32 protein-coding genes and 3 tRNA genes are annotated in these 23,709 nt (G+C 64.1%); 20 read left to right on the top strand and 15 right to left on the bottom strand.

The window, feature by feature from the left end; genetic code table 11:
- Positions 1 to 41 precede the first annotated feature (41 nt).
- From ACFX4F_RS12225 to ACFX4F_RS12210, 4 genes are all read left to right on the top strand, one after another.
- Positions 42 to 117, top strand: a tRNA-Gly gene (locus ACFX4F_RS12225).
- A gap of 154 nt (positions 118 to 271) precedes the next feature.
- Positions 272 to 347 (top strand) — tRNA-Gly (locus ACFX4F_RS12220).
- 66 nt (positions 348 to 413) lie between these two features.
- Positions 414 to 487: transfer RNA gene (locus ACFX4F_RS12215), tRNA-Cys, on the top strand.
- Positions 488 to 648: 161 nt separating this feature from the next.
- On the top strand, positions 649 to 1,764 hold the full coding sequence (locus ACFX4F_RS12210) for a tyrosine-type recombinase/integrase (protein ID WP_107432272.1): 1,116 nt from the start codon (positions 649 to 651) through the stop codon (positions 1,762 to 1,764).
- On the opposite strand, the gene ACFX4F_RS12205 is transcribed toward ACFX4F_RS12210, so the two are convergent.
- The gene (locus ACFX4F_RS12205; protein WP_380655601.1) at positions 1,752 to 2,105 is read right to left on the bottom strand and encodes a hypothetical protein; all 354 of its coding nucleotides are present in this window, start codon (positions 2,103 to 2,105) and stop codon (positions 1,752 to 1,754) included. The genes ACFX4F_RS12210 and ACFX4F_RS12205 overlap by 13 nt on opposite strands.
- A 64-nt stretch (positions 2,106 to 2,169) precedes the next feature.
- On the opposite strand from ACFX4F_RS12205, the gene ACFX4F_RS12200 reads away from it, so the two are divergent.
- On the top strand, positions 2,170 to 2,856 hold the full coding sequence (locus tag ACFX4F_RS12200) for a hypothetical protein (RefSeq protein ID WP_380655598.1): 687 nt from the start codon (positions 2,170 to 2,172) through the stop codon (positions 2,854 to 2,856).
- 28 nt (positions 2,857 to 2,884) lie between these two features.
- On the opposite strand, the gene ACFX4F_RS12195 is transcribed toward ACFX4F_RS12200, so the two are convergent.
- The 12 genes from ACFX4F_RS12195 to ACFX4F_RS12140 all read right to left on the bottom strand — a co-directional run bounded on the left by ACFX4F_RS12195 (position 2,885) and on the right by ACFX4F_RS12140 (position 8,641).
- Positions 2,885 to 3,274 (bottom strand): hypothetical protein, encoded by a 390-nt coding sequence (locus tag ACFX4F_RS12195; protein WP_380655595.1) that lies wholly within the window; start codon positions 3,272 to 3,274, stop codon positions 2,885 to 2,887.
- The gene (locus tag ACFX4F_RS12190) at positions 3,274 to 5,211 is read right to left on the bottom strand and encodes a DNA cytosine methyltransferase (protein ID WP_380655592.1); all 1,938 of its coding nucleotides are present in this window, start codon (positions 5,209 to 5,211) and stop codon (positions 3,274 to 3,276) included. The genes ACFX4F_RS12195 and ACFX4F_RS12190 overlap by 1 nt, the downstream gene beginning before the upstream one ends.
- Positions 5,204 to 5,902 carry a hypothetical protein gene (locus ACFX4F_RS12185; RefSeq protein ID WP_380655589.1) on the bottom strand — a complete coding sequence of 233 codons (699 nt, stop codon included), beginning with the start codon at positions 5,900 to 5,902 and terminating at the stop codon, positions 5,204 to 5,206. Before ACFX4F_RS12185 ends, ACFX4F_RS12190 begins: the two co-directional genes overlap by 8 nt.
- The gene (locus tag ACFX4F_RS12180) at positions 5,899 to 6,291 is read right to left on the bottom strand and encodes a hypothetical protein (RefSeq protein ID WP_380655586.1); all 393 of its coding nucleotides are present in this window, start codon (positions 6,289 to 6,291) and stop codon (positions 5,899 to 5,901) included. The genes ACFX4F_RS12185 and ACFX4F_RS12180 overlap by 4 nt, the downstream gene beginning before the upstream one ends.
- A gap of 7 nt (positions 6,292 to 6,298) precedes the next feature.
- Positions 6,299 to 6,787 (bottom strand): hypothetical protein, encoded by a 489-nt coding sequence (locus ACFX4F_RS12175; protein ID WP_380655583.1) that lies wholly within the window; start codon positions 6,785 to 6,787, stop codon positions 6,299 to 6,301.
- Positions 6,784 to 7,023, bottom strand: coding sequence for a hypothetical protein (locus ACFX4F_RS12170; RefSeq protein WP_380655580.1), 240 nt, complete (start codon positions 7,021 to 7,023; stop codon positions 6,784 to 6,786). The genes ACFX4F_RS12175 and ACFX4F_RS12170 overlap by 4 nt, the downstream gene beginning before the upstream one ends.
- On the bottom strand, positions 7,020 to 7,346 hold the full coding sequence (locus ACFX4F_RS12165; protein WP_380655577.1) for a hypothetical protein: 327 nt from the start codon (positions 7,344 to 7,346) through the stop codon (positions 7,020 to 7,022). Before ACFX4F_RS12165 ends, ACFX4F_RS12170 begins: the two co-directional genes overlap by 4 nt.
- Positions 7,343 to 7,615, bottom strand: a complete 273-nt coding sequence (locus ACFX4F_RS12160; protein ID WP_043402296.1) for a hypothetical protein — start codon at positions 7,613 to 7,615, stop codon at positions 7,343 to 7,345. Before ACFX4F_RS12160 ends, ACFX4F_RS12165 begins: the two co-directional genes overlap by 4 nt.
- Positions 7,616 to 7,630: 15 nt before the next feature.
- Positions 7,631 to 7,777: a hypothetical protein gene (locus ACFX4F_RS12155; RefSeq protein WP_380655573.1), complete on the bottom strand. Its 147-nt coding sequence runs from the start codon at positions 7,775 to 7,777 to the stop codon at positions 7,631 to 7,633.
- Positions 7,778 to 7,953: 176 nt separating this feature from the next.
- Positions 7,954 to 8,103, bottom strand: coding sequence for a hypothetical protein (locus ACFX4F_RS12150; RefSeq protein ID WP_185954495.1), 150 nt, complete (start codon positions 8,101 to 8,103; stop codon positions 7,954 to 7,956).
- Positions 8,100 to 8,420: a hypothetical protein gene (locus tag ACFX4F_RS12145; RefSeq protein ID WP_152609517.1), complete on the bottom strand. Its 321-nt coding sequence runs from the start codon at positions 8,418 to 8,420 to the stop codon at positions 8,100 to 8,102. Before ACFX4F_RS12145 ends, ACFX4F_RS12150 begins: the two co-directional genes overlap by 4 nt.
- Complete coding sequence (locus ACFX4F_RS12140; RefSeq protein WP_380655568.1) at positions 8,417 to 8,641, bottom strand: hypothetical protein; 225 nt, start codon at positions 8,639 to 8,641, stop codon at positions 8,417 to 8,419. The genes ACFX4F_RS12145 and ACFX4F_RS12140 overlap by 4 nt, the downstream gene beginning before the upstream one ends.
- Before the next feature lie 245 nt (positions 8,642 to 8,886).
- On the opposite strand from ACFX4F_RS12140, the gene ACFX4F_RS12135 reads away from it, so the two are divergent.
- Positions 8,887 to 9,426, top strand: a complete 540-nt coding sequence (locus tag ACFX4F_RS12135) for a DUF4124 domain-containing protein (protein WP_380655565.1) — start codon at positions 8,887 to 8,889, stop codon at positions 9,424 to 9,426.
- Positions 9,427 to 9,751: 325 nt separating this feature from the next.
- On the opposite strand, the gene ACFX4F_RS12130 is transcribed toward ACFX4F_RS12135, so the two are convergent.
- Both ACFX4F_RS12130 and ACFX4F_RS12125 read right to left on the bottom strand, forming a co-directional pair.
- Positions 9,752 to 10,306: a hypothetical protein gene (locus ACFX4F_RS12130; RefSeq protein ID WP_239669987.1), complete on the bottom strand. Its 555-nt coding sequence runs from the start codon at positions 10,304 to 10,306 to the stop codon at positions 9,752 to 9,754.
- Between the two features lie 225 nt (positions 10,307 to 10,531).
- Positions 10,532 to 10,762, bottom strand: coding sequence for a hypothetical protein (locus ACFX4F_RS12125; protein WP_049423629.1), 231 nt, complete (start codon positions 10,760 to 10,762; stop codon positions 10,532 to 10,534).
- A 68-nt stretch (positions 10,763 to 10,830) separates the two neighbouring features.
- On the opposite strand from ACFX4F_RS12125, the gene ACFX4F_RS12120 reads away from it, so the two are divergent.
- The 14 genes from ACFX4F_RS12120 to ACFX4F_RS12055 all read left to right on the top strand — a co-directional run bounded on the left by ACFX4F_RS12120 (position 10,831) and on the right by ACFX4F_RS12055 (position 23,708).
- Positions 10,831 to 11,361, top strand: coding sequence for a hypothetical protein (locus ACFX4F_RS12120; RefSeq protein ID WP_049423631.1), 531 nt, complete (start codon positions 10,831 to 10,833; stop codon positions 11,359 to 11,361).
- Positions 11,362 to 11,768: 407 nt separating this feature from the next.
- On the top strand, positions 11,769 to 14,183 hold the full coding sequence (locus ACFX4F_RS12115) for a DUF5906 domain-containing protein (RefSeq protein ID WP_380655560.1): 2,415 nt from the start codon (positions 11,769 to 11,771) through the stop codon (positions 14,181 to 14,183).
- A 342-nt stretch (positions 14,184 to 14,525) separates the two neighbouring features.
- The gene (locus tag ACFX4F_RS12110; RefSeq protein WP_380655557.1) at positions 14,526 to 15,170 is read left to right on the top strand and encodes a hypothetical protein; all 645 of its coding nucleotides are present in this window, start codon (positions 14,526 to 14,528) and stop codon (positions 15,168 to 15,170) included.
- Entirely contained in the window at positions 15,167 to 17,092 is a 1,926-nt protein-coding gene (locus ACFX4F_RS12105; RefSeq protein WP_380655555.1) for a phage terminase large subunit family protein, read from the top strand. The genes ACFX4F_RS12110 and ACFX4F_RS12105 overlap by 4 nt, the downstream gene beginning before the upstream one ends.
- Positions 17,089 to 17,406: a hypothetical protein gene (locus ACFX4F_RS12100; protein ID WP_199157845.1), complete on the top strand. Its 318-nt coding sequence runs from the start codon at positions 17,089 to 17,091 to the stop codon at positions 17,404 to 17,406. The genes ACFX4F_RS12105 and ACFX4F_RS12100 overlap by 4 nt, the downstream gene beginning before the upstream one ends.
- Positions 17,407 to 17,485: 79 nt before the next feature.
- The gene (locus ACFX4F_RS12095; protein ID WP_235651093.1) at positions 17,486 to 17,701 is read left to right on the top strand and encodes a phage head-tail joining protein; all 216 of its coding nucleotides are present in this window, start codon (positions 17,486 to 17,488) and stop codon (positions 17,699 to 17,701) included.
- A 1-nt stretch (position 17,702) separates the two neighbouring features.
- Positions 17,703 to 19,193 carry a phage portal protein gene (locus ACFX4F_RS12090; RefSeq protein ID WP_380655551.1) on the top strand — a complete coding sequence of 497 codons (1,491 nt, stop codon included), beginning with the start codon at positions 17,703 to 17,705 and terminating at the stop codon, positions 19,191 to 19,193.
- 2 nt (positions 19,194 to 19,195) lie between these two features.
- The gene (locus ACFX4F_RS12085) at positions 19,196 to 21,172 is read left to right on the top strand and encodes a prohead protease/major capsid protein fusion protein (protein WP_380655548.1); all 1,977 of its coding nucleotides are present in this window, start codon (positions 19,196 to 19,198) and stop codon (positions 21,170 to 21,172) included.
- A gap of 22 nt (positions 21,173 to 21,194) precedes the next feature.
- A complete protein-coding gene (locus ACFX4F_RS12080) occupies positions 21,195 to 21,560 on the top strand; it encodes a DUF2190 family protein (protein ID WP_049442274.1) in 366 nt (121 codons plus the stop codon).
- Between the two features lie 80 nt (positions 21,561 to 21,640).
- On the top strand, positions 21,641 to 22,072 hold the full coding sequence (locus tag ACFX4F_RS12075) for a structural protein P5 (RefSeq protein WP_235651097.1): 432 nt from the start codon (positions 21,641 to 21,643) through the stop codon (positions 22,070 to 22,072).
- The gene (locus ACFX4F_RS12070) at positions 22,072 to 22,413 is read left to right on the top strand and encodes a hypothetical protein (RefSeq protein WP_049423649.1); all 342 of its coding nucleotides are present in this window, start codon (positions 22,072 to 22,074) and stop codon (positions 22,411 to 22,413) included. The genes ACFX4F_RS12075 and ACFX4F_RS12070 overlap by 1 nt, the downstream gene beginning before the upstream one ends.
- A complete protein-coding gene (locus tag ACFX4F_RS12065) occupies positions 22,410 to 22,901 on the top strand; it encodes an endopeptidase (RefSeq protein WP_380655544.1) in 492 nt (163 codons plus the stop codon). Before ACFX4F_RS12070 ends, ACFX4F_RS12065 begins: the two co-directional genes overlap by 4 nt.
- Complete coding sequence (locus tag ACFX4F_RS12060) at positions 22,898 to 23,233, top strand: hypothetical protein (protein WP_143994125.1); 336 nt, start codon at positions 22,898 to 22,900, stop codon at positions 23,231 to 23,233. Before ACFX4F_RS12065 ends, ACFX4F_RS12060 begins: the two co-directional genes overlap by 4 nt.
- Positions 23,226 to 23,708: a hypothetical protein gene (locus ACFX4F_RS12055; RefSeq protein ID WP_380655542.1), complete on the top strand. Its 483-nt coding sequence runs from the start codon at positions 23,226 to 23,228 to the stop codon at positions 23,706 to 23,708. Before ACFX4F_RS12060 ends, ACFX4F_RS12055 begins: the two co-directional genes overlap by 8 nt.
- The last annotated feature ends 1 nt before the right edge of the window (position 23,709 follow it).

The following is a 23,709-nucleotide window of genomic DNA, read 5'->3' as shown; positions in this document are numbered from 1 at the left end:
TTCGACACAATAGCGCTCCTTCGACGCAGGTCGGAGAATCTGCGGGAATAGCTCAGTTGGTAGAGCGCAACCTTGCCAAGGTTGAGGTCGCGAGTTCGAGTCTCGTTTCCCGCTCCAGATTGCACAGGGCCCCGGTTGGGGCCTTGTTTTTCTCCCGCCACGGCAAGGCGGGGCACGTTGAGCCACAAGGCTTTGCGCGCAGTCAGAAAAGTGAAAACAGTTGTGAAATGGCTGGTGTGTGTCCCGGGCTTCCGGTACCATGGTGGCTTATGCGGGAATAGCTCAGTTGGTAGAGCGCAACCTTGCCAAGGTTGAGGTCGCGAGTTCGAGTCTCGTTTCCCGCTCCATGTTCCGACAGGCCCCATCGCGGGGTTTTGTCATGTCAGGGGCGTCGTTCCTGATCGCAGTACGTTGGCCTCATGGCAGAGTGGCTATGCACCGGATTGCAAATCCGTTTACAGCGGTTCGATTCCGCTTGAGGCCTCCAAATAAAGCCCTGATTTATCAGGGCTTTTTCTTTGCCTGACGTTTGGCCGTGCTAGCCGGAATCCCCTGATTCGGCCCTGAAATCATCGGTCTGCCACCCGTTTCCGGGTGGCAAACTCGCGTTAACATGTGCCGAGTGCGTTTACGTGAGTTTGAGCAGGGATGGCAACCAAGCGACGCCGGGGCGACTCCTGGCAGTACACGATCAAGCGGGCGGGGCTGCTGCCCCAGCCGGTCTACCTAAGCTTTGCCTCGGAGAGGGAGGGCGACGAGTACGTGCGCCGCCTCGAGGCGCTGCTCGACCGTGGAGTGGTGCCGGAGGAGCTGGCCAACACCAAGGCCGCCGCGAAGGATCTGCGCAGCCAGGTCAGCGAGTATCGAAGCGCTCAGCACATCTCGGTCGATGACGAGCAGCTGCTGCCCGTCCTGCTCTCTCGGCTGCCAATCGGAATTACCCTGCCGCAGCTGACGTTTACGTGGGCGACCGAGTGGGTCACGACCATGAAGCGTGAGCAGAACCTCGCGCCTTCGACCATCCGGCATTACGTGGGTGCCCTGTCGCGCGCCCTGGACTGGCTGGCTGCGCATGGCGCGCTGCCAATGAATCCACTGCGGCTTCTGCCCCGGGGCTATTCGACGTACACGGCTGACGACAAGGTAGCTGTGAAGCGTATCGACGGGGAAGCGAAAGCTGACCAGGAGCGTGATCGCCGTCTGGAGCCTGGTGAGGAAGAACGCATCCGCGAGATCCTGGCCGGCGCAAAGCCGCCGGGACGTCAGCGGCCGCTCGATCTGCCACAGCGCGAGGCGCTGATAATGATGTTCGACATGGCGCTAGAAACGGCCATGCGCATGCGCGAGATCTACACGCTGGAGCGCAGCCAGCTCGACGTGGCGCAGCGTACGATCTTCCTGGACAAGACCAAGAACGGGAGCAAGCGTCAGGTACCCATGACATCAGTTCTGCTGGCGAAGCTTGCCGCGTACGGGGGTGACTACGAAGGGCGGCTTTTCCCGTTCTGGACCGGCGAGCGTAGCCCTCTGGCCCTGCGGCGTGTATCGAGCAAGCTGTCGCGCCAGTTCGAACGCATCTTCGTCTCGGCGGGGTGCGCGGATCTCGGCTTCCACGATCTGCGCCACGAAGCGACGAGCCGACTGTACGAAAGGACCTCGCTGACGGACATTCAGATTGCGAAAATCACCGGGCATCGCGATCCGCGGCAGTTAAAGCGGTACGCCAATCTTCGCGCTTCCGATCTGGCCGATCAGCTTTGGTGATCGGCCTGTTCGTAGGCGCGGAGGTCGGGCAGCTTTGTGCGACGAGACTTGCTTACACGTCTCGCCTGCCCTGACGCCGAAGCGTTGGCTGCAGGTCGGTTACCGATCGCCGATTTCTTTCGTTCGGCGGCTTGCCTGCGCCCTTCCGAGCGCAGGAATTCGATCAGGTCCTCACGTAGCATGACCGTGTGCTTCTGATTCAAGCGTACGGCCGGCACCTCCCCCTTATCGACCAGTTCTTTCATTGCTTCCAGACCGAGCCGCAGCATCCTTGCCGCTCCCTCGAGGCCAAGCGTGTCCTCAACGTTGATTGGCGGCGCCTTCCGCTGCTGATCAGCCATGGGACCACCTGGCGGCGGATGGACCCGTGGCAGAATGGCGACCGGCGCACGAGGAGATCAGGGAATGGACTGGTGGCTTGGCTTCAGTCAATGTTGGCCGCTCGGGCAAGACGGGTGCGCGGTGTGGTGGGACGCCTGGGCGGCGATAGGCGCCTTCGCGGCTGTGATCACGACTGCTGTGCTGGGCGTTGTCACCTATCGTTTGGGAAAAGCAGCCAACGTTGCTAGTCAATTGGCAGTCAGCCTGGCCAGTAAGGAAGCCCAACGACAGCTTGCGCGCGACAGGAAAGAGCGAATTCTCCTGCTGATGCAAATAACCCCTGAGATCAGCGCAAACCGTGAACGCATAAATGCTCTGCATGCTCATCTCTCTAAAGAGGAGAGCGAGGGATTCTTCTTGGCCGACGTCGCCTACCGAAAAGAATTCATGGAGGACATGGGACAGGTGGCATTCCCGCTCACGGAGAAATTGGCGGATCGGTATCACTATCTCGACGACCAAACGGGACCAAGGTTGGTCAGAGGAATGGGCCTGTTTGTCTCTCTGCACAACAACTACGAAGCTCTCCTGAATGAGCAGCCCGTTGCAGAGCTTGTAAAGGCGCGCAATCTTCTTCTTGCGGTGCTGCCGCGCATTGCCGCTGATCTTGAGGTTGTGAGATTGGCGTGCGGCGCTGCGGTAAGGGAATGTGGGGTAGACAACCCGAGGATCGCGGACGCTGCGCCTAGAGATGGCGGGGTTGAGCCTTAGTGACGGTGTTTCCAAGCCTCGATTGGAATCAGTCATTGATCACCGCCTGGCGTTCATTTGTACGATGTCGCTCGGCGGCCATGACATCCAGAACCGAGTGGCGTCGAACTATGTCGTGCCCTTCGATCTGGTCGACCACGGCAGCTGTGGGGACGCGGAAGTGCAGTTCGTCCGGGATCACCACCTGCAATTCCTTGTTGCTGGCGGGAAGGCGCGCCAGGCGCAGAGATTTCCAGGTAAGGGGGTAGGGGCCACGCTTCACCCGCGTGTCGGCAGTGGTCATCGACACACCGAGTTCGTCGGCGATCTGGCGCATCGTGTAGCGCTTGTTCTCGATCACGCGGGCGTAAAGCGCGGCCTTTGCTCTGCCAGCCTTCACGCGGTATCGGTGGTGCCGCTCGCTCAGCGTTGGGTCCATCAGGCTGCCTCCAGCTGCGTCTGCGCAGCCGCGCCTACGTTCGCTTCCAAGATGGCGACCAGCGGCGGCGGGCTCACGCTGTTGCCAACCATGGCAACCGCGCGGCTATTGCTGACCTGTCGGCCATCCTGTGTGCGATCGATGATGTAGCTGGCCGGGAAGCCTTGAGCGCGGAACAATTCATGCGGTTTGAGCATGCGCAGCCCGATATCCACGATCACATACGGCACGCCGCTCAGATGCACCGTGACCAGCGCCAGCCGGTCCTTCGTGGTGATGGTCGCCAGCGGCTCGTTCAGTTCTCCGTGCTGTCCGCCAGTGCCGTAGTAGCGCATCAGGAACGCGGCAACGCGCAGTGCGCCGGCTTCCTGCTCAGGGCTCAAGACGCACTCGATCACCCCGTGGTGAGCTGCACCAGCGCAAATGGTGCTGAGCGGATCAGCCGTTGTCTGGCCGTCCAGGTTCCTGCGCAGCGTAACCAGGTGCGCGGTCGTGAGGCGCTGGTGGCTCCCGTTGGCGCAGATGGTCGGCAAGGGCTCATCGGCGGCACTGCCGGCGCCCTGGTAGAACCCGCCGTTGGCCTGTTCCAGAAACGCCGCAATGACCCCCATGGCATGGGCGGCACCGGCCGGCCGCGCCGCGCCAGCGCCGCTGGTGATGGTTGGCATCGGCTGGCCGGCGTCCGCGCCATCACTGCTGCCCCGGAACTTCACTAAGCTTGCAGCGGCCAGCGCGTGCTTGGTGCCTCCCGCGACCACAGTGCCCAACGGCTTATCGATGTCGAGACTGCGAGGCGCCTGACCGATCCTCTCGCCGTACCCCGACTGCACAAGCACAGGTGCCACAACGGCGTGGGAACCACCGCGCGGCCAGGCGGTGATGGTGCCCAGTGGATCACTTCCGGTAGCGACGCCGTTGGCGGATGCGTTCGCGCACTGCACGATGGTGGGCGACACGATCATCATCTCGCCACGGTTGGCTGCAGTGATGGTCGGCATCGGTTCACCGATTCCGTGCGGCCTACGTTCCCCGCCGTGGGTGGCGTGGACGATGAACGGCTCAGCGGCATCCAGCACGAAGCGCTTGATGCCTCGGGCGATGCGCGCCTGCGTCGCGTCCGCAAGCGGCTTCTTGCGGCCAAAGATGCTTGGGCACGGAATGGACCAGTCGATACTGGATGCCGCCGACACGTGCGGCTGTGCCCGGTCAGGACCGTGGGTCGGTTCGGGCCAGGCGATCGCCTCACCATCGCAGCGGGCGACCATGTAGAGCCGCTCCCTCGTCGTACCTGCGCCGTAATCGCAAGCCCGCAGAACACGCCACTCCACCTGATACCCGAGCGCCCGCAGCACAGCCACGAAGCGACGCCAGGTGCTGCCCTCGCGCTTCTTGTCTGGGATCAGGAACTGCTGGTCCAGCGGGATGCGCTCGCCGGCAGCGGCGACTGTGCCGTCCAGCTTGATCACGCGGCCGGTCGCCTTGTCGCGCTTGGCGATCAGCGGGCCCCACTTCAGGATTTGCTTGACGTTCTCCAGCGTGATGATGCGCGGACGCACGGTGCCGGCCCACCGGGGCACAACCCACGAAAGCGAGCGGGTTGCTCGGCTGCGCGGCTGACCGCCCTTGGCCTGGCTGAAGTGCGTGCAGTCCGGGCTGGCATGTAGTGCGCCCACAGGGCGACCGCCGCACTCGACGCGCGGGTCTGCTTCCCAAACGTCCTGGCACAGGTGGCGAGTAAAGGGGTGATTGGCGGAGTGCAGTCCCACAGCCCAGGGGTTGTGGTTGATCGCAATGTCGACCGCCCTAGCCAGCGCGGTCTCCATCGCGTGGCTTGCGCCGCCTCCTCCTGCGAACAGATCAACAACGATCTCGTCCGAGCGCAGCCGTGATTTGAGGTCGTGCAACGGGAAACGGAAACCGCCGGAGCCGTCAGCCATGTGCTGCCTCCCAGGCGACAAGCGCCTCAGCTGCAAGCGGCCGCACGAACCATGCCGCTGGGCCATCTTCGGTATCACCCAGCCAGACCAAGCGCCAATCTGCGCCGGGGCCAGTGGGCTGCCACGCGCGCATCTCATCCCAGTAGCGATGATCCCCGGTCTCCACGGCTTCTTCGGTGAAGTCGCCAAACGTAACCTGCAGGTCGAAACCCTGCGCAAGCAACAACGGTCGCAGCGACACCTCGCGACCGTCGGCCCACGCCGGCACGTCCGGATGGCACGGGATCTCGCCGTCGGCATTGCGCGCTGGGAGGCGACTCGGGTGGTACAGGCCGCGCCACGGGTCGGCAGGGTCGATGACAGTGCGGCTCTGATTCCTGACCAGCTCCAGCAGTTCGTCGGCCTGCGCCAGCCGGGCGCGGGTCGTATCGCAGAGCGGCGTGTCGCCATCCTGCATGCTGCTGCGCAGGGTGGCGCGATAGGCGGTGACGGCGGTTTCGAATACGCGCAGATCCTGCAAGCGCGGCAGGCGGTGGTGCAGATCCCGCAGCGCGGTCTGGGCTTGGCCGAGGGTGATGGCCTTTGCCTGGTTGGGCAGCCACACAGCCTCGACAGCGATCGCACTGATCGTTTCGAATGCGTCGCGCAGAACGGGGCAGTTCGTGGGAAGAGTAGTGAGTTTCTCGGTCATCGGCGGGCCTGCTCGAATTGGGTGTCGGTGTTGACGAACGCGCCAGAGAGCGGCGCTACCTGGGACGCCTGCTCGGCGCCAGCGGGGCGAAGAGGGAAGGGCGCGGCGTGGCGGTAGCGGCGGTTGGGGTCCGATGCGAACCTGCCGCCTTCGATGCGGATCACCTGGTACTCAGGGAACGCCTCGTCGGGCAGCGCTGCGCGTGCCTCTTCCATCAGCGCGACAAAGCGCGTCTGCCAACCGACCGGCATCGACTGCAGGGTGCGTCGCGGCACCACGTGATAGGCGGCGCGACTTAGGCCGAAGGCATGCCATGCCGGGCCATCGGAATAGGTGCTACCGGGCCTGCCGGGCTCTGTGACGGTAGCTGCGTGCGATTCGCTGCTCATGCGGGCCTCAGTCGATTTCATGGGCTGCCACGCGCTCTGCATAGCTGCCGTGGTTGGCCGCGTGACGGCTCATCAGCGGACGAAGCGGGGTGTGCCCCAGCACCTCGATGTGCCCGCCCGCTGCGAGGAAAGCGTCCAGGTCGTCGGCCAGCTGCTGTCGGTCCAGTTCCCGGTGTCGGATCGTGGTCGCCGCGTCACTGACGCCTGTAAGCGGACCTAGCGCGCAGGTCGGCTGCACTCGGACAGGTGCCGCGCGCAGCGGGGCGATCGCATGTTGCGTGTGGCTGGAGAGGCGCCAGATGCCGCGCACGCCGGAGCGGTGGCATATGGCCTGGCCGCTGCGCGCCAATCCCTTCAGCGTGTAGCCAATGGCCTGGTGGGTGCTGTTGATGCGGCCAGCGGTCTTGATCTGCTCGACCGTGGCGCCTTGCGGAAACATGGACAGTACCCTGCGCACTTCGGCAGCTCGGCCGGTCTGCTGTGGACGGGCGCTCATGCGCGGGCCCCTGCGATCAGTTCGCGCATGGCCCAGCCGTGATGCATCACCTTGGATGAGCTGTCGGCGACAGCATCGGGGTTCTCGGTCAGGACCAGTGTGTTATCTAGCGGGTAGCTGCTGTGCCCATCCCAGTCCTCAATCACGGCCTGCAGGCCGAAGTGTTCGCACAGCTCCTGCGCGTTTGCGTTCTTGCCGCACAGGTGCGGCCCATAGATCACAACAGAACGGCTCATGCCGAGATTCCTCGCGTGCGGCGTGTAGCGCGGTTGATGGGGGAGGTCGACCGAACGCGCACGCCTTGGCGGTCGAGCCAGCGGTGCGCGGCCTGTGCGGCAAGTCGGTTGAGGGAAAACGTGACGCCGCCGAGGGTGAGCGATTGGTGCGATACCCCCACGCTCCGGCTGGCGCTGGCGGCGACCTTCAGGAGCAACTCGCGGGGCGCGGCGGTGTAAAGGCCGGCCCATAGCCAGCCCTGGCACACCAGCAGGACGAGCGACTCGCCCTGATGACCGGTGGCGAACTGCTGCTCCACAGGCAGCGTGGTTTGCACGCTCATGCCGTGAGTGCCAGGTCGCGCGCCTTGGCAATCTCGGCCTCGGCGGCAGCGATGCCAGTGGCGGTCAAGGTAGCCTTGCGCGGCAGCTGCGGGTCGTCGTACCTGATCAGCACGCGCTCATCCAGCCAGTTCATGACGCGGCGTGTGAAAAGCTTCTCGGGGCGGTTGCGGGGTGCAAAGCCGTTGGCGGTGCGATGGAGGGTGAGGTCGGAAGCGCCATGCGCTGCGAGCAACGCGGCTTTTTCCTTCGGCTTCAGTGGAGCGGCCATGGGCAGTTCTCCTGGTCAGGCGGCGATGGGCGTGGAAGGGGAAGCGGCAGCGATCTCGGCAAGTACTTCGCCGCGATGGCGGGCGAGCAGGGAGATCGGGATGCGCAGGTGGACAAGGCTCGGATCGGTCCAGCGCAGCTCGGCCAGCGCGGCCTTTTCCATTGGTACCGGACGGGTGGCGAGGCCACACCGATGGCATTCGATGTGTAGCAGCGGCGGGCAGGGGGCGCCCAGGCGATGGCCGGTCGGGGCGCCTTCAGTCACCACGACGTGAGGCCGATGGCCGGGGCCACACAGCGGCACGGAGTCGGGGAGCGGGCGAGAGGTCTGGCGCATGGTCAGCCCCTCACCGAGGTGCTGAGCGCCCAGCGCGCCTTGGCCGCATCGCGGTCGCTGTGCGCCTGGTGGATCTCTGCGATGCGCAGTGGCACGACAACTGCGGCCACCAGTGCGACGGCGGCCCAAGCGAGGCGGAGACGCCGGCTCATGCGGCACCGCCTTTGGCGCGGGCGAGGGCAGCGGCGAATGCCAGCATCGAAGCTTCGCATTCGCGGTGCGCGTTGATCTGAGCCTGCATGCCATTGGATTGACCAAGCGCGCGGAACGCCGCAGTCAGGCGATCGCCATGGTCGACCAGCTCAGAGAGCGCGGTGTGGGCAGCGCTCAGATCGACGGATTGCTTCTTCAGCATCGATTCGCCCACTCGAATCATGAAGTCAGGCGTAGCTGCGGCAACGGCGCCGAACTCGCCGTTTGTGGCTGCAATGCGTTGGAGGGTCGCCAGGGGGGATTCCACGGTGCTCATGCGCGCACCTCGGCAGACAGGTCCCGTGAGCAGGCTTCCAGGCGGAGGCTGGCGACGCCCATGCGCCGGGAGCGGCGCAGCTGGTTGCGGCTGTGTTCGCCCTTGCTGCGAACCCACAGGGTCCGGGCGGTGCTGTGATCGCGTGCAGCCACTGCCCGCAGGGCCTTCACGGCCAACATCGGCAGCAGGCAAGGGCTTGGGTCGGCGTAGCGATGAGACATGGCGCGCTCCTGTTCGAAGGAGGGCGCCGGCGGGTCAATGGCCGAGGGGGCGGCTACTGCCGGTCAGGGGAGTGGCCGGCAAGGTGGCGACCCGCCGGTCGCCCGCCGGTCGTTGGCCGGCGAGGCAATTTATCCCACAGCTAAATTGTCATTGCAATAGCTGTGAGCTAAATTTTCGTCAGGGGCTGAAAAAGGGAAGGGCACGCCTGATAATTCCCAGGCATACAGGTGCCAGGGAGGCTGCGATGTTTAGCAGGTTGGTGATGCTGGGGGTTGCGCTTGTAGTTTCGCCTTGGGCTTCGGCAGAGGTGTTCAAGTGCAAGGGGGCAGCCGGGGAGACGGTCTACTCGCAAGCCCCGTGTTCCGCAGGCGCAGCGCCGATGAAGCTGCGCTCCAATCGAGCTTCTACAGAGAGTGCGGGCGAGGCTGCCAATCGTGCGGCGGTGTATCAGACGACAGAGCTCGCAGATGCTGGCATCTCCGAACGGAACTGCTTGTCCTCGGAGCAAAGTCGGATTTACGGCCCGGTCAACGCCCGGGGGCAGGATGTGTCACGTCAGATCGCTGCGCTAAATCGTGAACTGGCTACTGCAAGGAATAACCTTGCCGGCGCCACCTATGCGTCTGGGATAAGGTCTCAGATTGCTAGCCTGCAGCAGGCCCAGACAGCCGACAGGATCTCTGCAGATAGCCAGATGGCCGAGGCTAGGAAGCGATGCGGCGACGCCCGTGCTGAGCGAGAACGAGTCACGCGGGAAAAATACTCAGGTGCCGGCACACCATAGATGTGGGCGCGTTGCGCGCCCACTTGCTTTGCTTCAGGGTCACGCGTCCTAGATGGAAACATCTCGGATGAAGCCAGCTTCATCCAAAGGAACTCCGTCCATGCAGCATTCTCTGGCGGCTTCCATTTCTCGATGCAGACGCACCAGCGCGTCGTTCTCAAGGCAATCGATGCCTGGCGTGTTGAATGTTGCTTGGTCGATCAAGCAGCCCAAGTTGTAGTGATCGCGGAGCCAGCGGATACGCCGGAGAATGCTGTCTCGCGTTACGTTATCGATGGTTGATGGCCTAGGTGCTTCGACTAAGCGGAGCTTGGGCTTTTGCCCGTCACGCCTTGCGACGCGTTGTGCGATCACCTGAGCCAATGCTTCGAGCGTCCCGGCGGCCGGGGGTTCCTTCTTCTGCTTCTCCATCCTTCTCCCTGAGCCTTTGTGCAAGCGCCTTGCTGAAGTCGATCAGGTTGTCGGGAGTTACCGTTGCCTCACCCCGCTGGTATAGGTACTCGTAGGCATAAGCCAGTGGCGTACCGTCTTCTTCATTGCTGAAGTCATCAATCCCGAGGTTGGCGAACGTTAGCCTCACGAGCCTGATCGCGGAGGCGATGATCTCAGGGTCGATTCGCAGATCCTGAGAACCAGCAGGGGCCCCAGCACCAGCGTCGTCGTCGGACCTCGGCTGGTCCAGCCAGCCATGGGATAGCCCGGCCGCGCGTTCGATCTTGCGCGCAACGTCATCCCCCATCTTCTTGCCGCTCAATAGCTGGTTCAGATAGGAAGGCGCCATGTCCAGGTGGATGGCGATCGCTTTTTGCGTCCCCAACTGGGGTTTGAGCGTGGCGACCAGGGCCTGGAGGTTGAGGTGTCTGGCGGTGATGGCATCCATACGGCAAGCGTAGCTAGTAGCTAAACGCCGAAGTTGCGCTGCGTGCTTGACATTAACGTTTAGCTCGGGGCTAAATACTGGCCCTATGGACCTACTCACCTTCATTTCGGACCCCGAACGTAAGCGGCGCCTCGCTGCCTTGACCGGCAGTTCTGAGGGATACCTGTGGCAGTGCGCGACCGGTTGGAGGAACAAGAAGCCCAGCCCAATCCTGGCGCGAAAGATTCAGCTGGCGTCAGTAGAGATCGGTGGCGAGCTTGGCTGCGAGCCTTTGGCTCTTGCTGCGATCCGCCCTGACATCTGGCCGGCTGAGACGGCATGAATCGGTCTACATACAAGAGCCTTGCGCGCCGGGGCGAACAGGACCGCGACCACGCCGCCGATGCCGGATGCGGCGTCGTAGGTGCGGATCGCGGTGAAGCGCATGCGCTGCGGGAAGCTGATGATCTCTGCCATGGCGCCAATGTTGCCCCGGCCGCAATCAGCCTTCCCACGATGATCGTTGGCCCGTTTCAGGGGGACGCATGACCTGCCTCCGCTCTGATCTTTACTGGCGGGATGCCCTGCACAACGCAGTGGCCCGCGCCCCAGGTGGTCTGCAGGATGCGGCCGCACACATCAGCAAGCGTAGGGGCAAGTCGATCTCGGCAGAGACGCTGCGCAAAAAACTGCGAGGCATCGATGGTGAGTCTATCTCCATGGAGATGGCCGAGATCCTGACGGACTACCTGCAGCAGTTCGTGGTCACGCAGGAGATTGCCACCGACTGGGTGTGCTCCCTCGCAGGTCAGTACGACCTGATGGTGGATTACGTACCGCCGCCACCCGAGGGTGGTTGGCCGAACGAGCTGGCCGCGATCCAGGCAAAGCTGCTGGAGCTGCACAAGCTGACCGGCGCGCTGGCTGGCGCCGGTATCGACGCTATGGCCGACCAGCGCTTGACCGTCCCCGAGGCGGATCGAATCCAGGACCTATCGCGCGATGTGCGAAGGCTCTGCTACCGACTGGAGCGCAATGCCTGCCGTGCTGCTGGTAAGCAGGGGATGGAGGACTGACGTGGCAACCCACCACGCCCATCGATCCCGATATCGACGGCGTGGCATAGCCAGCGCATCTGCGCGGCAAGCAATGGAACTGGCCGCCTTGGCGCTGACTGACGCGGTGCCCAGGTTGGTAGGTGAAGAAGCATTGGCGGAGCGCGAGCGCATCCGCCAGCGACAAGAGCAGCAAGACAACCGGCAGCACTGCCTGCCTTTGGGGAATCCAGATGTATCAAGCAAGCACTGATTCGGCCCCATCCCCCCGGGTGGCTTGTGAAAGGCCGCGTGCTGCCCGCGCTACTGAATCCGCCCTGGCATTGCGAGCCATTCGCGATACCAGCGATGGGTCCTCCCTGGACCTGACGGACGCGGGTATTCGGACGCGCATTTCCTGGGTAGATAGCGGCTCGGGAAACTACTGAATGTCTGAGAACTATGGGGATGTGCTGCAGCAGCTGCAGTCTGCCGGCCTGCTGGTCACCGAACTGGACACCACCGGGCGCATGGTCCGGTGCCGCGTCGAAGGTTCACGCGAGCGCCGGGGCTGGTACGCGCTCCACGAACTGAACACCTCGGCCGGCGAAGTGCTGGTCGTCGGCATCTACGGCGTCTGGCACGGCAACGACAACGGCGCGACCAAGGTTGATCTGCGTAAGCGCGACAAGACCTTCTCCGATGAACAGCGCGAAGCGCTGCGGAACCGCCTGGCCGAGGATCGTCGCAACGCGGAGTCTGCCCGGCAGACCCAAGCGAAGCGTGCGGCCGAGCGGGCATCGTCGGCCTGGGCCAAGGCGAATGCAGTCGGCGATGCTGACTACCTGGTCAGCAAGGGCGTGCAGGGCTTCGGCCTGCGCTATGGCACCACGGGTGCCGCACTTGTCCCGCTGCTGGACGTCAACGGCCAAGTGCATGGCCTGCAGGTACTGCGCAGCGCCAAGCTGGCGGCCGCAGGGCGCAAACCGGCCAAGGAGTACTGGCCGGCAGGCATGGTCAAAAAGGGCCACTTCCACCTGATCGGCGGAAGCCCGCAGTGGATCTTGCTGGTGGCCGAGGGCTATGCCACTGCGGCAACGCTGCACATGGCGACGGGTTACCCGGTGGCCGTGGCGTTCGATGCTGGCAACATGCTGGCCGTCGCCTCGGCCCTGGCGAAGCGCTATCGCGGCATCAAGATGCTGCTCTGCGCCGATGACGACGTGTTGCAGAAGTGCCGGCACTGCAAGAGCCGCTTGGTGCTGGCCGACCATCCGCAGTTCTGCCCATCGTGCGCGCAGCCGCATGGCGCGTCGAATGCCGGCCTGCTCGGTGCCGAGGCCGCAGCGCTGGACGTGGGCGGAGCGGTGCTGCACCCGGTATTCGCCGATGAGCCGGCCAGGCGTGAGTGCTTCATCGACACCGGCCGCAAGGTCAGCGACTTCAACGATCTGCACGCACAAGAGGGTCTGCATGTCGTGCGAGCGCAGGTCGAGGCCCGTCTCACGGAGCTTTCTTGGCGGGTGCCTGCGGAAAAACGCGCGCCTTCCATCACCAACGACGGGGGCGAGGGGAATGATCCACTGTCCCCCATCCATTCGTTGACCGAGCTGCTCGAGCGCTTCGCGCTGGTCTATGGGCAGGGCGGCACGGTGTTCGACCACAAAGAGCACATGCTTGTGGCGCTGGGCGATATGCGCGATGCCTGCGTGCGCAAGGAGCTGCACCGCGCGTGGATGGAGCATTCGGATCGGTCCATCGTGCGTGTCCGCGAGGTCGACTTCGACCCCTCGGGCGAGAAGCCGGGCGTGACCTGCAATCTCTTCGCAGGTTGGCCGACGGTGCCGCAGGAGGGTAACTGCGACCGGCTGCTGCAGCTGCTCTGGCACATGTGCGGGAACGAGGCAAACCAGAAGGCGCTGTACGACTGGGTGGTCAAGTGGCTTGCCTACCCGCTGCAGCATCCGGGCGCCAAGATGAAATCGACCATCGTCATCCATGGTCCGCAGGGCACGGGCAAGAACATGTTCTTTGATGAGTACATGAAGCTCTACGGTGAGTACGGCCGTGTGCTTGACCAGGCCGCCCTGGAAGACAAGTTCAACGACTGGGCAAGCCGCAAGCTGTTCCTACTGGCCGACGAAGTGGTTGCACGCACCGAGGTCTACCACCTCAAGAACAAGCTCAAGGCGCTGATCACGGGTGACCGCATCCGCATCAACCCGAAGAACATCCAAGCCTACGAGGAAGACAACCACGCCAACCTGGTGTTTCTCTCGAACGAGGCGATGCCGGTCGTGCTGGAAGAGGATGACCGGCGCCACGCGGTGATATGGACCCCGGACAAGCTGAGCTCGGAGTTCTACACCGAGGTACTGGCCGATATCCGCAACGGCGCAACGGCAGCGCTGCACCACTACCTGCTGCAGGTTGATCTGACCGGATTCACCAACGGCACCAACCCGCCGATGACTCAGGCGAAGGAAGAACTGATCGGCCTGAGCCAAGACAGCCCGCAGCGTTTCCTGGACGAGCTCTACGGCGATGACATTCCTGGGCTGAAACCCATGCCGGCGCTCTCGAAGGAGTGGTACGAGGTCTACAAGGCCTGGTGCGCACGCGAAGGCATGCCACGCCCGGCGCCGTCACCAAAGTTCATCAACGCGCTGGTGCGCAAGCGCCAGATCGTCCATCCCGACCGGGCGCGGAAGCGCTACCAGATCGAGCAGACCGTGAACGGGCCGCATGGCTTCCTGATGCTGGGCGATTGCACGGTGCCTGACGGCAAGACAGAGGCGGCATGGCTGGGCGACCAGGTCGTGTCATTCCGCCGCATGTACTCCGACTACAAGGGGCGTGCGTGATCACTATGCCCATCAATGTGCGGCGTGTGCGGGATGTGCGGGCAGATGTGCGGGCATCGAATTGCCGTGAATCGCTTGCAGCAGTAGGCGTGTGCGGGATGTGCGGGCATCGGCCTACATGGGCGGGCGCGGGCGCGAACGGGTATCGCAACGCCACGCCGCAGTGCGGCTCGCGTGCGTATATGGGTGACCGCACATCCCGCACACGCCGCACACGCCTTGCGCCGCGTGGATTCAGCGGCTATCGCCTCCCGCACACACTGCCGCACAGCCCGCACATGCTCGCGCGCGCGCGTTTTTCCGCTTTAACGATCTTCGAAGGAAATGGAGAAGGGGGTAGCAATGGCTGAGGAAGACGTGACGATCACTGGCAAGGAGTTGGCCTCGCTGATCGGCTGCAAGCCGTCCTACGTGGTCGAGCTGAGGAAGAAGGGCAGGGTGGTGGCGGGTGAGAGCGGCAAGGGATTCCTGAAGGCCGCCTCCCTGGAGCTTTACGCTCGCACCGCAGACCCGGTCTATGCCGGTGTCGCCCAGCGCCACGCAGATGAGCGCGGCAGCGCGCTGGTGGGGGGCGGGGATGGGGCCAATGCCGTCGACGCCGACATCGATGACGACGAAGAGGACGGCGACGACGACGATGCCAGGCCCTCACGCGCCGGCCGCCCTCAGACCCCGGACTCCGCGCGCAAGGCCAAGGCGCTCGCTGACAAGGCCGAGACCGACGCGCACATGGCCCACATCGCGCTGCAGAAGGAGCTGGGGCTGCTGTTGCCGCGCGCAGACGTGGAGGCGTTCCTCGCTGAGCATGCAACGACGTTCCGGGGTGCGATGGAGCGCCTAGCCGACACGCTGGCGCCACAGCTCGCTGCAACGCTGGATGAGGCCGGGTGCCGGCGGCTGGTCTGGGATGAGGTGAGCCACGCCTTGGAAGAACTGAGCCAGGGCTTCCGCACGTTGGCGGCCAAGGCAGCGGAGGCTGCGGAATGATGGAGGCACAGAGCTGCCTGGCGTCGGTGCTGGCGCGCTCGCTGCAGCCGCGGCGGCCCATGAGTGTGTCGCAGTGGTGCGATGAACACATGCGCTTGTCTACCAAGAGCGGCAGCAAGCCCGGCCGGTGGGTGACGGACCGCAACCCGCCGCTGCGTGAGCCGATGGACAACATGTCCGCCCGTAGTCCGGTGCATGATCAGGTCTGCATGTTCCCGATCCAGTTCGGCAAGAGCCAGCTGGCGACCAATGCCATGGCTTACTGGATGGACTATGCACCGGGCCCAATGATGTACGCGCTGCCGGGTGAGGTGTCCATGAACAAGTGGATCGCCCAAAAGCTCAACCCGATGATCGAGGTCTGCGCAGCAGTGAAGAAGGCGCTGACCAGCACCGCCAGCCGCGACAGCGCGAACCAACGCACCTTCAAGGACTTTGCTGGCGGCCAGCTGTTCGTGGAGCACATGGGTAGCCCGCAGCGACTGAAGTCGTCGACGGTGAAGTACCTGCAGGTGGATGAAATCGATGAGGCGCCGCAGCAGCTCTCCACGGGCGACAACCCGGTGAAGATGCTGGACGGCCGCACATCGTCCTTCCCGACCACCTACAAACGGCAGTACATCAGCACGCCTGGTATCGCCGGGCTCAGCCGCATCGCCAAGCTGTACGACAAGAGCGATCAGCGTCGCTATCACGTGCCGTGCCCCCACTGCGGCCATTACCAGGCGCTGCAGTGGAGTGGTCTGGTGTGGTCGCCCGACAAGAGCCACGCGTGGTACGCCTGTTGCGAGTGCGGCGTCGCCATCGAGGAACACTTCAAGACCGAGATGATCGCCAACGGGCGCTGGGTCGCGGCCAACCCTGACTCGCCCATTCGCGGCTACACCATCAACTGCCTCTACTACCAGTTCGGCCTGGGGCCGCGCTGGTTGGACCTGGTGAAGGAATGGCTGGAGGCGCAGGGCGATCCCGCTTCTCTAAAGACCTTCGTCAATGATCGCCTGGCCGAGACGTGGGAAGACCCGGCAATGCGGGCAGTGAAGCACAATGTCATCAAAGATCGTGCCGAGCCCTATGCGCTTCGCTCGGCTCCGCAAGGTGTGCTGGCTATCACCGTAGGTGTGGATACGCAGGACAACCGTCTTGCTGTTCACGTCGTCGGCTGGGGACGGGGTATGACCGCATGGACGCTGGACTATGTGGAGCTGCAGGGCGATCCAGCCGAGGAAGCGGTGTGGGTAGCCCTGACCGATTTGCTCAACCGCGCAATCGAGCGCGAAGATGGCGCGCTGCTCCGGCCGATGGCAGTGGCCATCGACGCTGGTGGCCACCGCACCGAAGCCGTCAAAAACTACGTCCGTCAGCGGCGCATCACCCGACCAATGTGCATCTTTGGTGCTGTACCCAACAACGCTCCCGTGCTGTCCAAGGGCAAGCTGGCTGACGTCACCTGGAAGGGCAAGACTGACAAGCGCGGCATCACCATCAACCACGTGGGTACCGTTGCAGCCAAGCACTACCTTTACAGCCGTCTGTCGGCTGACGCCGAGCGTAAGCCCGAGAATCGCATGGTCCACCTCAGTGACCAGCTACCGGAGGAGTTCTTCCCGGGCCTGGTGTCGGAGGTCTACAACCCTGTCAAGAATCGCTTTGAGAAGAAGGTGACCCGAAACGAGCCGTTGGACACCTGGGTGTATGCCTACGCGGCGACCCATCACCCAGAGGTCCGCATCAACCGCTTCACGCGTTCCGATTGGGACCTTTTGGAACAAAGGCTGGCTGCGCCGCCAAGCGTGAACGTTTCACGCGAAACGCAAGGTGCTGCGTCGGAGGCCGACACGTCCGCTGATTCCCGTGAAACATCGAGTGTTCCTCGCCGGCAACGTCCCGCGCAGCCTCGCAGCACGGGGAGGCAGTGGTGAGCAGGAACACAGTCCGAAACAAGGTACGAATCAGTGAGCTGACGGAGGAGCTCGCGGTCGGCGCCGCGCTGCGCCTGCGATGTGATAGCGACGATATACGCAGCGTTGTGGAGGCCGTGGTGGCCTACCTTGTCGAGGAGTACCCAGCACAGGATCTGTACATCCCCGCCAGCATGCAAATCAGTGCCTACCCTGTGGATGAGATCCGAAAAGGGATGCAGGAACAGGAGTCTGTACGGTCGCTGTGCAGGAGGTTCAGGATTGACAGACGGACGCTGTACCGCTTGCTTGATGAGCCTTGCGCCAATGAGTAGGGGGTGCGGGTGAGTTCCCCGAGACTCACCCGCACTTGATCAGGAAACTGGCATCCATGATCTCGCGGATGCCTCACTGATGAGCTGGACCAAAGACGATGTGCAGAGGCTGAAGGCCGCCATCGCCAGCGGTCAGTTGTCCGTTCGGCATGGTGATCGTCAGATCACGTATCAGTCCGTCGAAGCCATGTTGACGGCATTGGACCGCATGGAAGCTGAGGTTGCCGCCGTGACGGCTGGCCGACGGAAGTCGGCCACACGCCGCTACCGCTTCACGACGCTGAGGGGCTTCTGACATGGCGGCCTCGCTGCTGGACAGGGTCATCGGCGCCATTTCTCCGCAGGCAGCCCTGAAGCGTCACCGCGCCAGGGCAACGCTTGATGCGGTACGTGCCTACGAGGGCGCTTCGCGCGCTGACGGTTGGCGTGTTCGTAGGGCGGGGGCCAGCGCGAACACCGATCACCTGGCAGACGCCCGCGAGCTGCGGAACCGAGCTCGGGCGCTGGTGCAGAACGTTCCGTACTGCGCGCGGTCCCTCCAAGTGCTGGTGAGCGCAACGATCGGGACCGGCATTACTCCCAAGGCCGAAGGCCCAAACGCTTCCGCGCTGGACACCCTGTGGGGCCGCTGGGCCGATGTGGCGGATGCTGATGGAAAGTCGGACATCTACGGCCTCATGGCTACCGCGTATCGCGCGATGGAGCAGGACGGTGAGGTCATGATTCGCCGCCGCACCAGGCGTCAGTCGGACGGTCTCGCAGTCCCGCTGCAGCTTCAGGTACTGGAGATCGACTGGCTGGACGGGAACAAGAACGGGTCTGCGTCGGGCGGTGGTCAAATCATCAACGGCATTGAGTACGACGCGATCGGTCGGATTCGCGGCTACTGGTTGTTCGGAGCGCATCCCGGTGAGGCTGTGCGTGGCTCTGTACGCTTGAGCAGTTCGTTGGTGCCGGCATCCGACATCATCCACCTGTACAACCCCGTCCGCCCCGGGCAGGGACGCGGCATTACGCGCTTCGCCCCGGTGATCGCGCGAGTGCGCGACCTGATGCTATACGAAGACGCCGAGCTGGCGCGGAAGAACCTGGAAGCGCGGCTTGGTGTGATCGTCAGTGGCGACATCGACTCGATGTCCAACGCGGACGATGACGGCCCTTCGCAGCTCGGCTCAGATCGCGACCAGGTCACCGACCTTGGGCCACTGCCCAGCGGTGGCGTCACCCACATCACTGGTGCCACAGCCTTCCAGACTGTCGAGCCAAAGCCGGCAGGGGGCTACGTCGAATATTGCAAGTTCAACGCGCACATCATTACTGCTGGCATCGGTGTCCCCTACGAGTCGGCCACCGGTGATATGCGTGAGGTGAACTTCTCCAGTGCCCGCATCCGGCAGATGGAGTTCCGTCGTGATTGCGAGCAGATGCAGTGGCTGGTGCTGGTCCCGCAGATGTGTAAGCCGATCTGGCGCTGGTTTGACGAAGCAGCTGCGCTTGGTGGTGGGGTGCGTTCCACGGGAAGCACTGCCGACTGGAGCACGCCGCGCTGGGACTACGTCAACCCCAAGCAGGACATCGAATCGGAAATCGCGGCGATGGGCGCCGGTCTCAACTCACCCAGTGAAGCGCTGCGTCGGCGTGGCTACGACCCGGATGCGGTCTACGTCGAGATGGGCAAGGACTTCAAGCGGATGAAAGAGACCGGCGCCCTCGGTCTGATGACTTTCCTTCAATCCAGTGGCGCCCGGACCGGCCTGGTCGACGCCTCAACAACCAACGAGGAATGACCATGCCCCAGCCAATCCAGGCTCCGACGCAAGACGGTACGACACGCCTCATGCCCCCGCAGTTGCGTGAGGCCGAGCTGCAGCCGACCAGCTTCGATAGCGAGGCACGCACGATCGAACTCCAGTGGACCGCCGGTACCCGAGTGCGCCGCTACGACTGGTGGAATGACACGTACTACTGGGAGGAGCTGGTCGTTGATGAGGCTGCCTGCAACATGGAGCGTCTGTCGTCTGGCGCTGCGCCGGTCCTGGACAGCCATAACACCTGGGGTATCGGCTCACAGATGGGAGTGGTTGATCGCGCCTGGCTCTCCAATGGTGAAGGCCACGCCCTTATCCGTCTCTCCGGTCGCGAGGAGCTGTCCGGCGTAGTCGCCGATATCGGTGCCGGAATCATTCGCAATATCTCGGTTGGCTACACCGTGCAGCGCTATGAGATCGAGCGCGCCGTCAACCCCGGCGATTTGCCGATCTACCGCGCGGTGGAGTGGACGCCGAGCGAGATCAGCTTCGTCACTGTGCCGGCCGACCCGGCAGCAGGTACCCGCAGCAATCAACCCGCACAGGGGACCCCCTGTGTATTCACCCGTAGCGCATCGTCGCAGGAGCACACCATGCCTCAGCCCGCCGCCCGCGCCGCCGAATCGGCGGTCCAGCAGGAACCCATCAACAACACCCCGGCTCCGGCAGCGCCGGCCGCAGCTCAGGCTCCGGAAGGTGACACGCGCGCAGCCGACATCGTGGAGCTGGCAACCCGCCACGGCCAGACCGAGCATGCAGCTGGCTGGATTCGCGCTGGTCACTCGGTCGACCACGTGCGTGGCCTGATCTTGACCACGCTGGAGCAGCGCGATGCCGCTGCTGGCGGCAACATCAACCGCATCGGCGTCACCGAGGACGAGCAGGATTTGCAGCGCTCCGCTGTGACGCATGCGCTGCTGCACCGAGCCCAGGTGATCGATCCCGCAACCAAGCGGATCTTCGCGCTCACCGGTGACAATCCAGTGCGCGGCCTGACCCTGATGGACCTGGCCCGTCGTAGCCTGGAGCGCTGCGGCGTACGCACCGATGGCATGGCGAAGCTGGAGCTGGTCGGCCGCGCGTTCACGCAGAGCGGCAGTGACTTCCCGGTGCTGCTCGAAAGCACGATGCACAAGGCGCTGCAGGCGGCCTACGCCGTTGCGCCGGACACCTGGTCCCGCTGGTGCGTCACCGGCACCGTCAGTGATTTCCGCGAGCATTCGCGCTACCGCGTGGGCAGCATTGGCAACCTGGACAAGCTGACCGAGGCTGGCGAGTTCAAGAACAAGAAGATCCCGGACGGCGAGAAGGCAACCATCACCGCTGGCACCAAGGGCAACACCATCAACCTGACGCGTCAGGCGATCATCAACGACGACCTGGGTGCGTTCCTCGGCTTGGCGACCGCCTTCGGTCGTGCCGCAAAGCGGACCATTGAGGCCGACGCGTATGCGTTCCTCGCCAGCAATCCGAAGCTGGATTCCAACAAGACGCTGTTCCACGCCGACCACGGCAACATCCTGGCGGCAGCAGTGCCGAGCGTCACCTCGGTCGACGCGATGCGCGTCCAGCTGGCCCAGCAGAAGGACGTGGGCGGGAATGATGTACTGGATCTGTCGCCGGCACTCTGGCTCGGTCCGACCAAGTACGGCAGTGCCGCGCGTGTCACCAACAAGGCCGAGTACGACCCGGACGCTGAAGGAAAGCTGCAGCGCCCGAACGCGGTGCAGGGTCTCTTCCGCGACATCGTCGACACCGCGCGCATCAAGGACGACAAGTGGTACCTGTTCGCCGATCCGAACGACTGTCCGGCCATCGAGGTCGCATTCCTTGATGGGATCACCGAACCCTTCCTCGACTACGAGGAAGGCTTCACCGTCGACGGTGTGCGCTGGAAGGCCCGCCTCGATTTCGGCATTGCCGCCCTCGACTATCGCGGCGTGCAGCGCTGCGGCTGATCCCCAACTGGAGCACTGAGACATGGCACAGAACTTCGTATCCGATGGGGACGTGATCCCCTGGACCAACACCACCGAACAGCAGGTTGCATCGGGTCAGGCGGTTGTCGTCGGTCATCAGCTGGGGGTTGCCCTGGTCAACATCGCCGCCGGCGCGACGGGCAGCGTAGCCCTGGGCGGCGTGTTCACGCTGCCGAAGGTGCCTACGGCGGTCTTCGAGCAGGGTGAAAAGCTGGTGTGGAGCGCAAGCGCCAAGGCAGTCGACGGTAGTTCCGCGACTGCCGTGGCCGGCGACATCACCGGCGCAGCGTTCGCCTGGGCCGCCGGCTCCACCGGCCAGACGACCGCCGAAGTCCGTCTTTCGCCCGGCAACGCCACCAAGGCGTAATCAAACTGGCCGGCACCGCTCACAGAAGCCCGGGTGGCGTGAGCGGTGCCGGTTCTTCCACAGCGACAACGGGGGATCGCATGGGCACCACTGGCACGCCGCGCGGCGTACGCAACAACAATCCTGGCAACATCGACCGCACCAGCACGCCCTGGCAGGGCGAGGACCGGTCGGCAGCTGCCATCGCCCGCGAGGCTCGCTTCTGCGTCTTCCTGACCCCGCAGGCGGGTTTCAGGGCTCTGGGCAAGACACTGCTCACCTATCAGCGCAAGCACGGCCTCCGCACGGTGAAGGAGATCATCGGACGCTGGGCACCACCGGTGGAGAACGATACGGGCGCCTACGTCCGGCAGGTTGCGGCGGCGGTGGGCGTCGCACCTTCCGAAGTCATCCGGTTGGATAACCCGGTGACGCTCGGGCGTCTCGCGACGGCCATCGCAAAGCACGAGAACGGTGGCATGTACTGGAGTGCCGATGTGGTCAGCGCTGGTGTCGCCGAGGCGCTCAGCTGATGGTCGGCGGCGGTGTCACCGCCACGGCTCCCTGGTGGGCTGCGGGCAGCGTCGTAGCCGTGTGGATTCTGCGCGAGACCTGGGCTGCATTTCTGTCGCGCAAGAAGGAACGCACCGAGACTGATGCGAACGTGGATCTCATCAAGGGTCTTTCCGAGCGTATCGGGTCGCTGGAACAGAGGGTCTCGGTCCAGGACGAGCGGCTGCAGCAAGAGATGATGATGCGGCTCAAGGCACAGGAGGAGGCCAGCGCATTGCGGATGCGAGTCAGGCAGCTTGAATCCACGCTGCGTGGGCTCGGTGCAGTCATTCCGCCTGAAGACCCGGTGGTGTCCGCATGATCCGTGCCCTCATCCTCGCCACTCTTCTGCTGCTGGGCGTGATTGTCTGGCAGCGAGGGTCGATTTCTATCGCGCACCGCGCGACCGACCAGGCAGCTGCCGCCCGTGACGTGATGGAGCGCGAACGCGATGCGACCCGCGCCGAGGCGAATGCAACGGCCGCCACGCTGGCGGCCGAACGTGGCAGCGCAGCCGCTGCGAACGCTTTGGCCGCCATATATGAAAAGGAAAAGGACGATGCACAGAAAGCCTCTGATCGCCTTATCGCTGATCTTCGCGCTGGCAACCAGCGCCTGCACCAGCGCTGGCAAGCGACCGTCGCCACTGCCGAGCTGTCCGCAGCCGCCGCTGCCGCCAGCCAGCCTGATGGTCGAGCCGACGACCGAATTGAGAGTGCGGGCCGAGCTGTTGGCGCCGCAGCCCAGTGCGATGCACAGGTGAGGGGACTGCAATCCTTTGCCCTGCTATGCGCCGGAGGTGGGAAGTGAGCGAGGTCGACTTCCTCCGCGATCTGGACGGCACTTTGCACGCCGCCTTTGCGCTGGCTGGCATGGCGTCGCGAGGTCGGTACACGGCCAAGGATGGTCCGGCCACCGAGGGCGTGCGTGCCTACGTGGAGCGCGACGTTGAGACCATCGGCGAACTGCGCCAGTTCAGGGCAGGGCGTGTGGAGATCGCGTACCTGCGTTCGGACGTAGCGCCTGACCAGGGCGATCGCTTCGAGGTGGTTTCGAGCGCGTTCGGTACTGAGGTATTCGTCAACAGCAAGAAGATCAGCGATGACGGCTCGCAGAGCCGCTGGCTGGTGAGCCGTGGATAAACTGGCAGAGCCGCTGTCGTGGCAGCTGGTGGAGTTCCTGGCTGCTCGCGTCCGCCTGATCTCGCGCAGCAGTGGCTTCCGCACCGACATCGGTGCGGGCGCCGTGATCATCGATGAAACCGAGATTGGCGAGGACAGCACCGAGCCGGCAACGATCATCTCTGTCCGCCAGCTTTCGCGCAGTGGCGGCGGTGTGGCCCAGTCCAGCTCCGATGCGGCCATCACCATCGAGTTCGAAGTTCCGCGTGGCAGTGATGAGGCGAATCCCAGGCTGCTCGTTCATCGCGCGCGCCACGACCTGATCCGCGCCCTGACGTTCAAAGAGAAGTCGCTACCGCTGGGGGTGACCAGCTTCGAGCTGCTCGAAACCCAGCTGGCGACCCTGGAGGACGATGCCGGGCATACCGCCGTAGTCGCTCAGATCACCGCGCGGGCTGGTCTGACCGAGACCTTTGAGCCCGTGTCCAACCCGTAAA

Source organism: Stenotrophomonas sp. YIM B13575, from assembly GCF_042787595.1.
Lineage (GTDB): Bacteria > Pseudomonadota > Gammaproteobacteria > Xanthomonadales > Xanthomonadaceae > Stenotrophomonas > Stenotrophomonas lactitubi_B.
This window is presented reverse-complemented; position numbering and strand designations above follow the sequence as displayed.

Coding starts and splice junctions, on each gene's coding strand:
- ACFX4F_RS12210 (WP_107432272.1), top strand. CDS start 649: ATGGCAACCAAGCGACGCCGGGGCGACTCCTGGCAGTACACGATCAAG.
- ACFX4F_RS12205 (WP_380655601.1), bottom strand. CDS start 2,105: ATGGCTGATCAGCAGCGGAAGGCGCCGCCAATCAACGTTGAGGACACG.
- ACFX4F_RS12200 (WP_380655598.1), top strand. CDS start 2,170: ATGGACTGGTGGCTTGGCTTCAGTCAATGTTGGCCGCTCGGGCAAGAC.
- ACFX4F_RS12195 (WP_380655595.1), bottom strand. CDS start 3,274: ATGGACCCAACGCTGAGCGAGCGGCACCACCGATACCGCGTGAAGGCT.
- ACFX4F_RS12190 (WP_380655592.1), bottom strand. CDS start 5,211: ATGGCTGACGGCTCCGGCGGTTTCCGTTTCCCGTTGCACGACCTCAAA.
- ACFX4F_RS12185 (WP_380655589.1), bottom strand. CDS start 5,902: ATGACCGAGAAACTCACTACTCTTCCCACGAACTGCCCCGTTCTGCGC.
- ACFX4F_RS12180 (WP_380655586.1), bottom strand. CDS start 6,291: ATGAGCAGCGAATCGCACGCAGCTACCGTCACAGAGCCCGGCAGGCCC.
- ACFX4F_RS12175 (WP_380655583.1), bottom strand. CDS start 6,787: ATGAGCGCCCGTCCACAGCAGACCGGCCGAGCTGCCGAAGTGCGCAGG.
- ACFX4F_RS12170 (WP_380655580.1), bottom strand. CDS start 7,023: ATGAGCCGTTCTGTTGTGATCTATGGGCCGCACCTGTGCGGCAAGAAC.
- ACFX4F_RS12165 (WP_380655577.1), bottom strand. CDS start 7,346: ATGAGCGTGCAAACCACGCTGCCTGTGGAGCAGCAGTTCGCCACCGGT.
- ACFX4F_RS12160 (WP_043402296.1), bottom strand. CDS start 7,615: ATGGCCGCTCCACTGAAGCCGAAGGAAAAAGCCGCGTTGCTCGCAGCG.
- ACFX4F_RS12155 (WP_380655573.1), bottom strand. CDS start 7,777: ATGGAAAAGGCCGCGCTGGCCGAGCTGCGCTGGACCGATCCGAGCCTT.
- ACFX4F_RS12150 (WP_185954495.1), bottom strand. CDS start 8,103: ATGAGCCGGCGTCTCCGCCTCGCTTGGGCCGCCGTCGCACTGGTGGCC.
- ACFX4F_RS12145 (WP_152609517.1), bottom strand. CDS start 8,420: ATGAGCACCGTGGAATCCCCCCTGGCGACCCTCCAACGCATTGCAGCC.
- ACFX4F_RS12140 (WP_380655568.1), bottom strand. CDS start 8,641: ATGTCTCATCGCTACGCCGACCCAAGCCCTTGCCTGCTGCCGATGTTG.
- ACFX4F_RS12135 (WP_380655565.1), top strand. CDS start 8,887: ATGTTTAGCAGGTTGGTGATGCTGGGGGTTGCGCTTGTAGTTTCGCCT.
- ACFX4F_RS12130 (WP_239669987.1), bottom strand. CDS start 10,306: ATGGATGCCATCACCGCCAGACACCTCAACCTCCAGGCCCTGGTCGCC.
- ACFX4F_RS12125 (WP_049423629.1), bottom strand. CDS start 10,762: ATGGCAGAGATCATCAGCTTCCCGCAGCGCATGCGCTTCACCGCGATC.
- ACFX4F_RS12120 (WP_049423631.1), top strand. CDS start 10,831: ATGACCTGCCTCCGCTCTGATCTTTACTGGCGGGATGCCCTGCACAAC.
- ACFX4F_RS12115 (WP_380655560.1), top strand. CDS start 11,769: ATGTCTGAGAACTATGGGGATGTGCTGCAGCAGCTGCAGTCTGCCGGC.
- ACFX4F_RS12110 (WP_380655557.1), top strand. CDS start 14,526: ATGGCTGAGGAAGACGTGACGATCACTGGCAAGGAGTTGGCCTCGCTG.
- ACFX4F_RS12105 (WP_380655555.1), top strand. CDS start 15,167: ATGATGGAGGCACAGAGCTGCCTGGCGTCGGTGCTGGCGCGCTCGCTG.
- ACFX4F_RS12095 (WP_235651093.1), top strand. CDS start 17,486: ATGAGCTGGACCAAAGACGATGTGCAGAGGCTGAAGGCCGCCATCGCC.
- ACFX4F_RS12090 (WP_380655551.1), top strand. CDS start 17,703: ATGGCGGCCTCGCTGCTGGACAGGGTCATCGGCGCCATTTCTCCGCAG.
- ACFX4F_RS12085 (WP_380655548.1), top strand. CDS start 19,196: ATGCCCCAGCCAATCCAGGCTCCGACGCAAGACGGTACGACACGCCTC.
- ACFX4F_RS12080 (WP_049442274.1), top strand. CDS start 21,195: ATGGCACAGAACTTCGTATCCGATGGGGACGTGATCCCCTGGACCAAC.
- ACFX4F_RS12075 (WP_235651097.1), top strand. CDS start 21,641: ATGGGCACCACTGGCACGCCGCGCGGCGTACGCAACAACAATCCTGGC.
- ACFX4F_RS12070 (WP_049423649.1), top strand. CDS start 22,072: ATGGTCGGCGGCGGTGTCACCGCCACGGCTCCCTGGTGGGCTGCGGGC.
- ACFX4F_RS12065 (WP_380655544.1), top strand. CDS start 22,410: ATGATCCGTGCCCTCATCCTCGCCACTCTTCTGCTGCTGGGCGTGATT.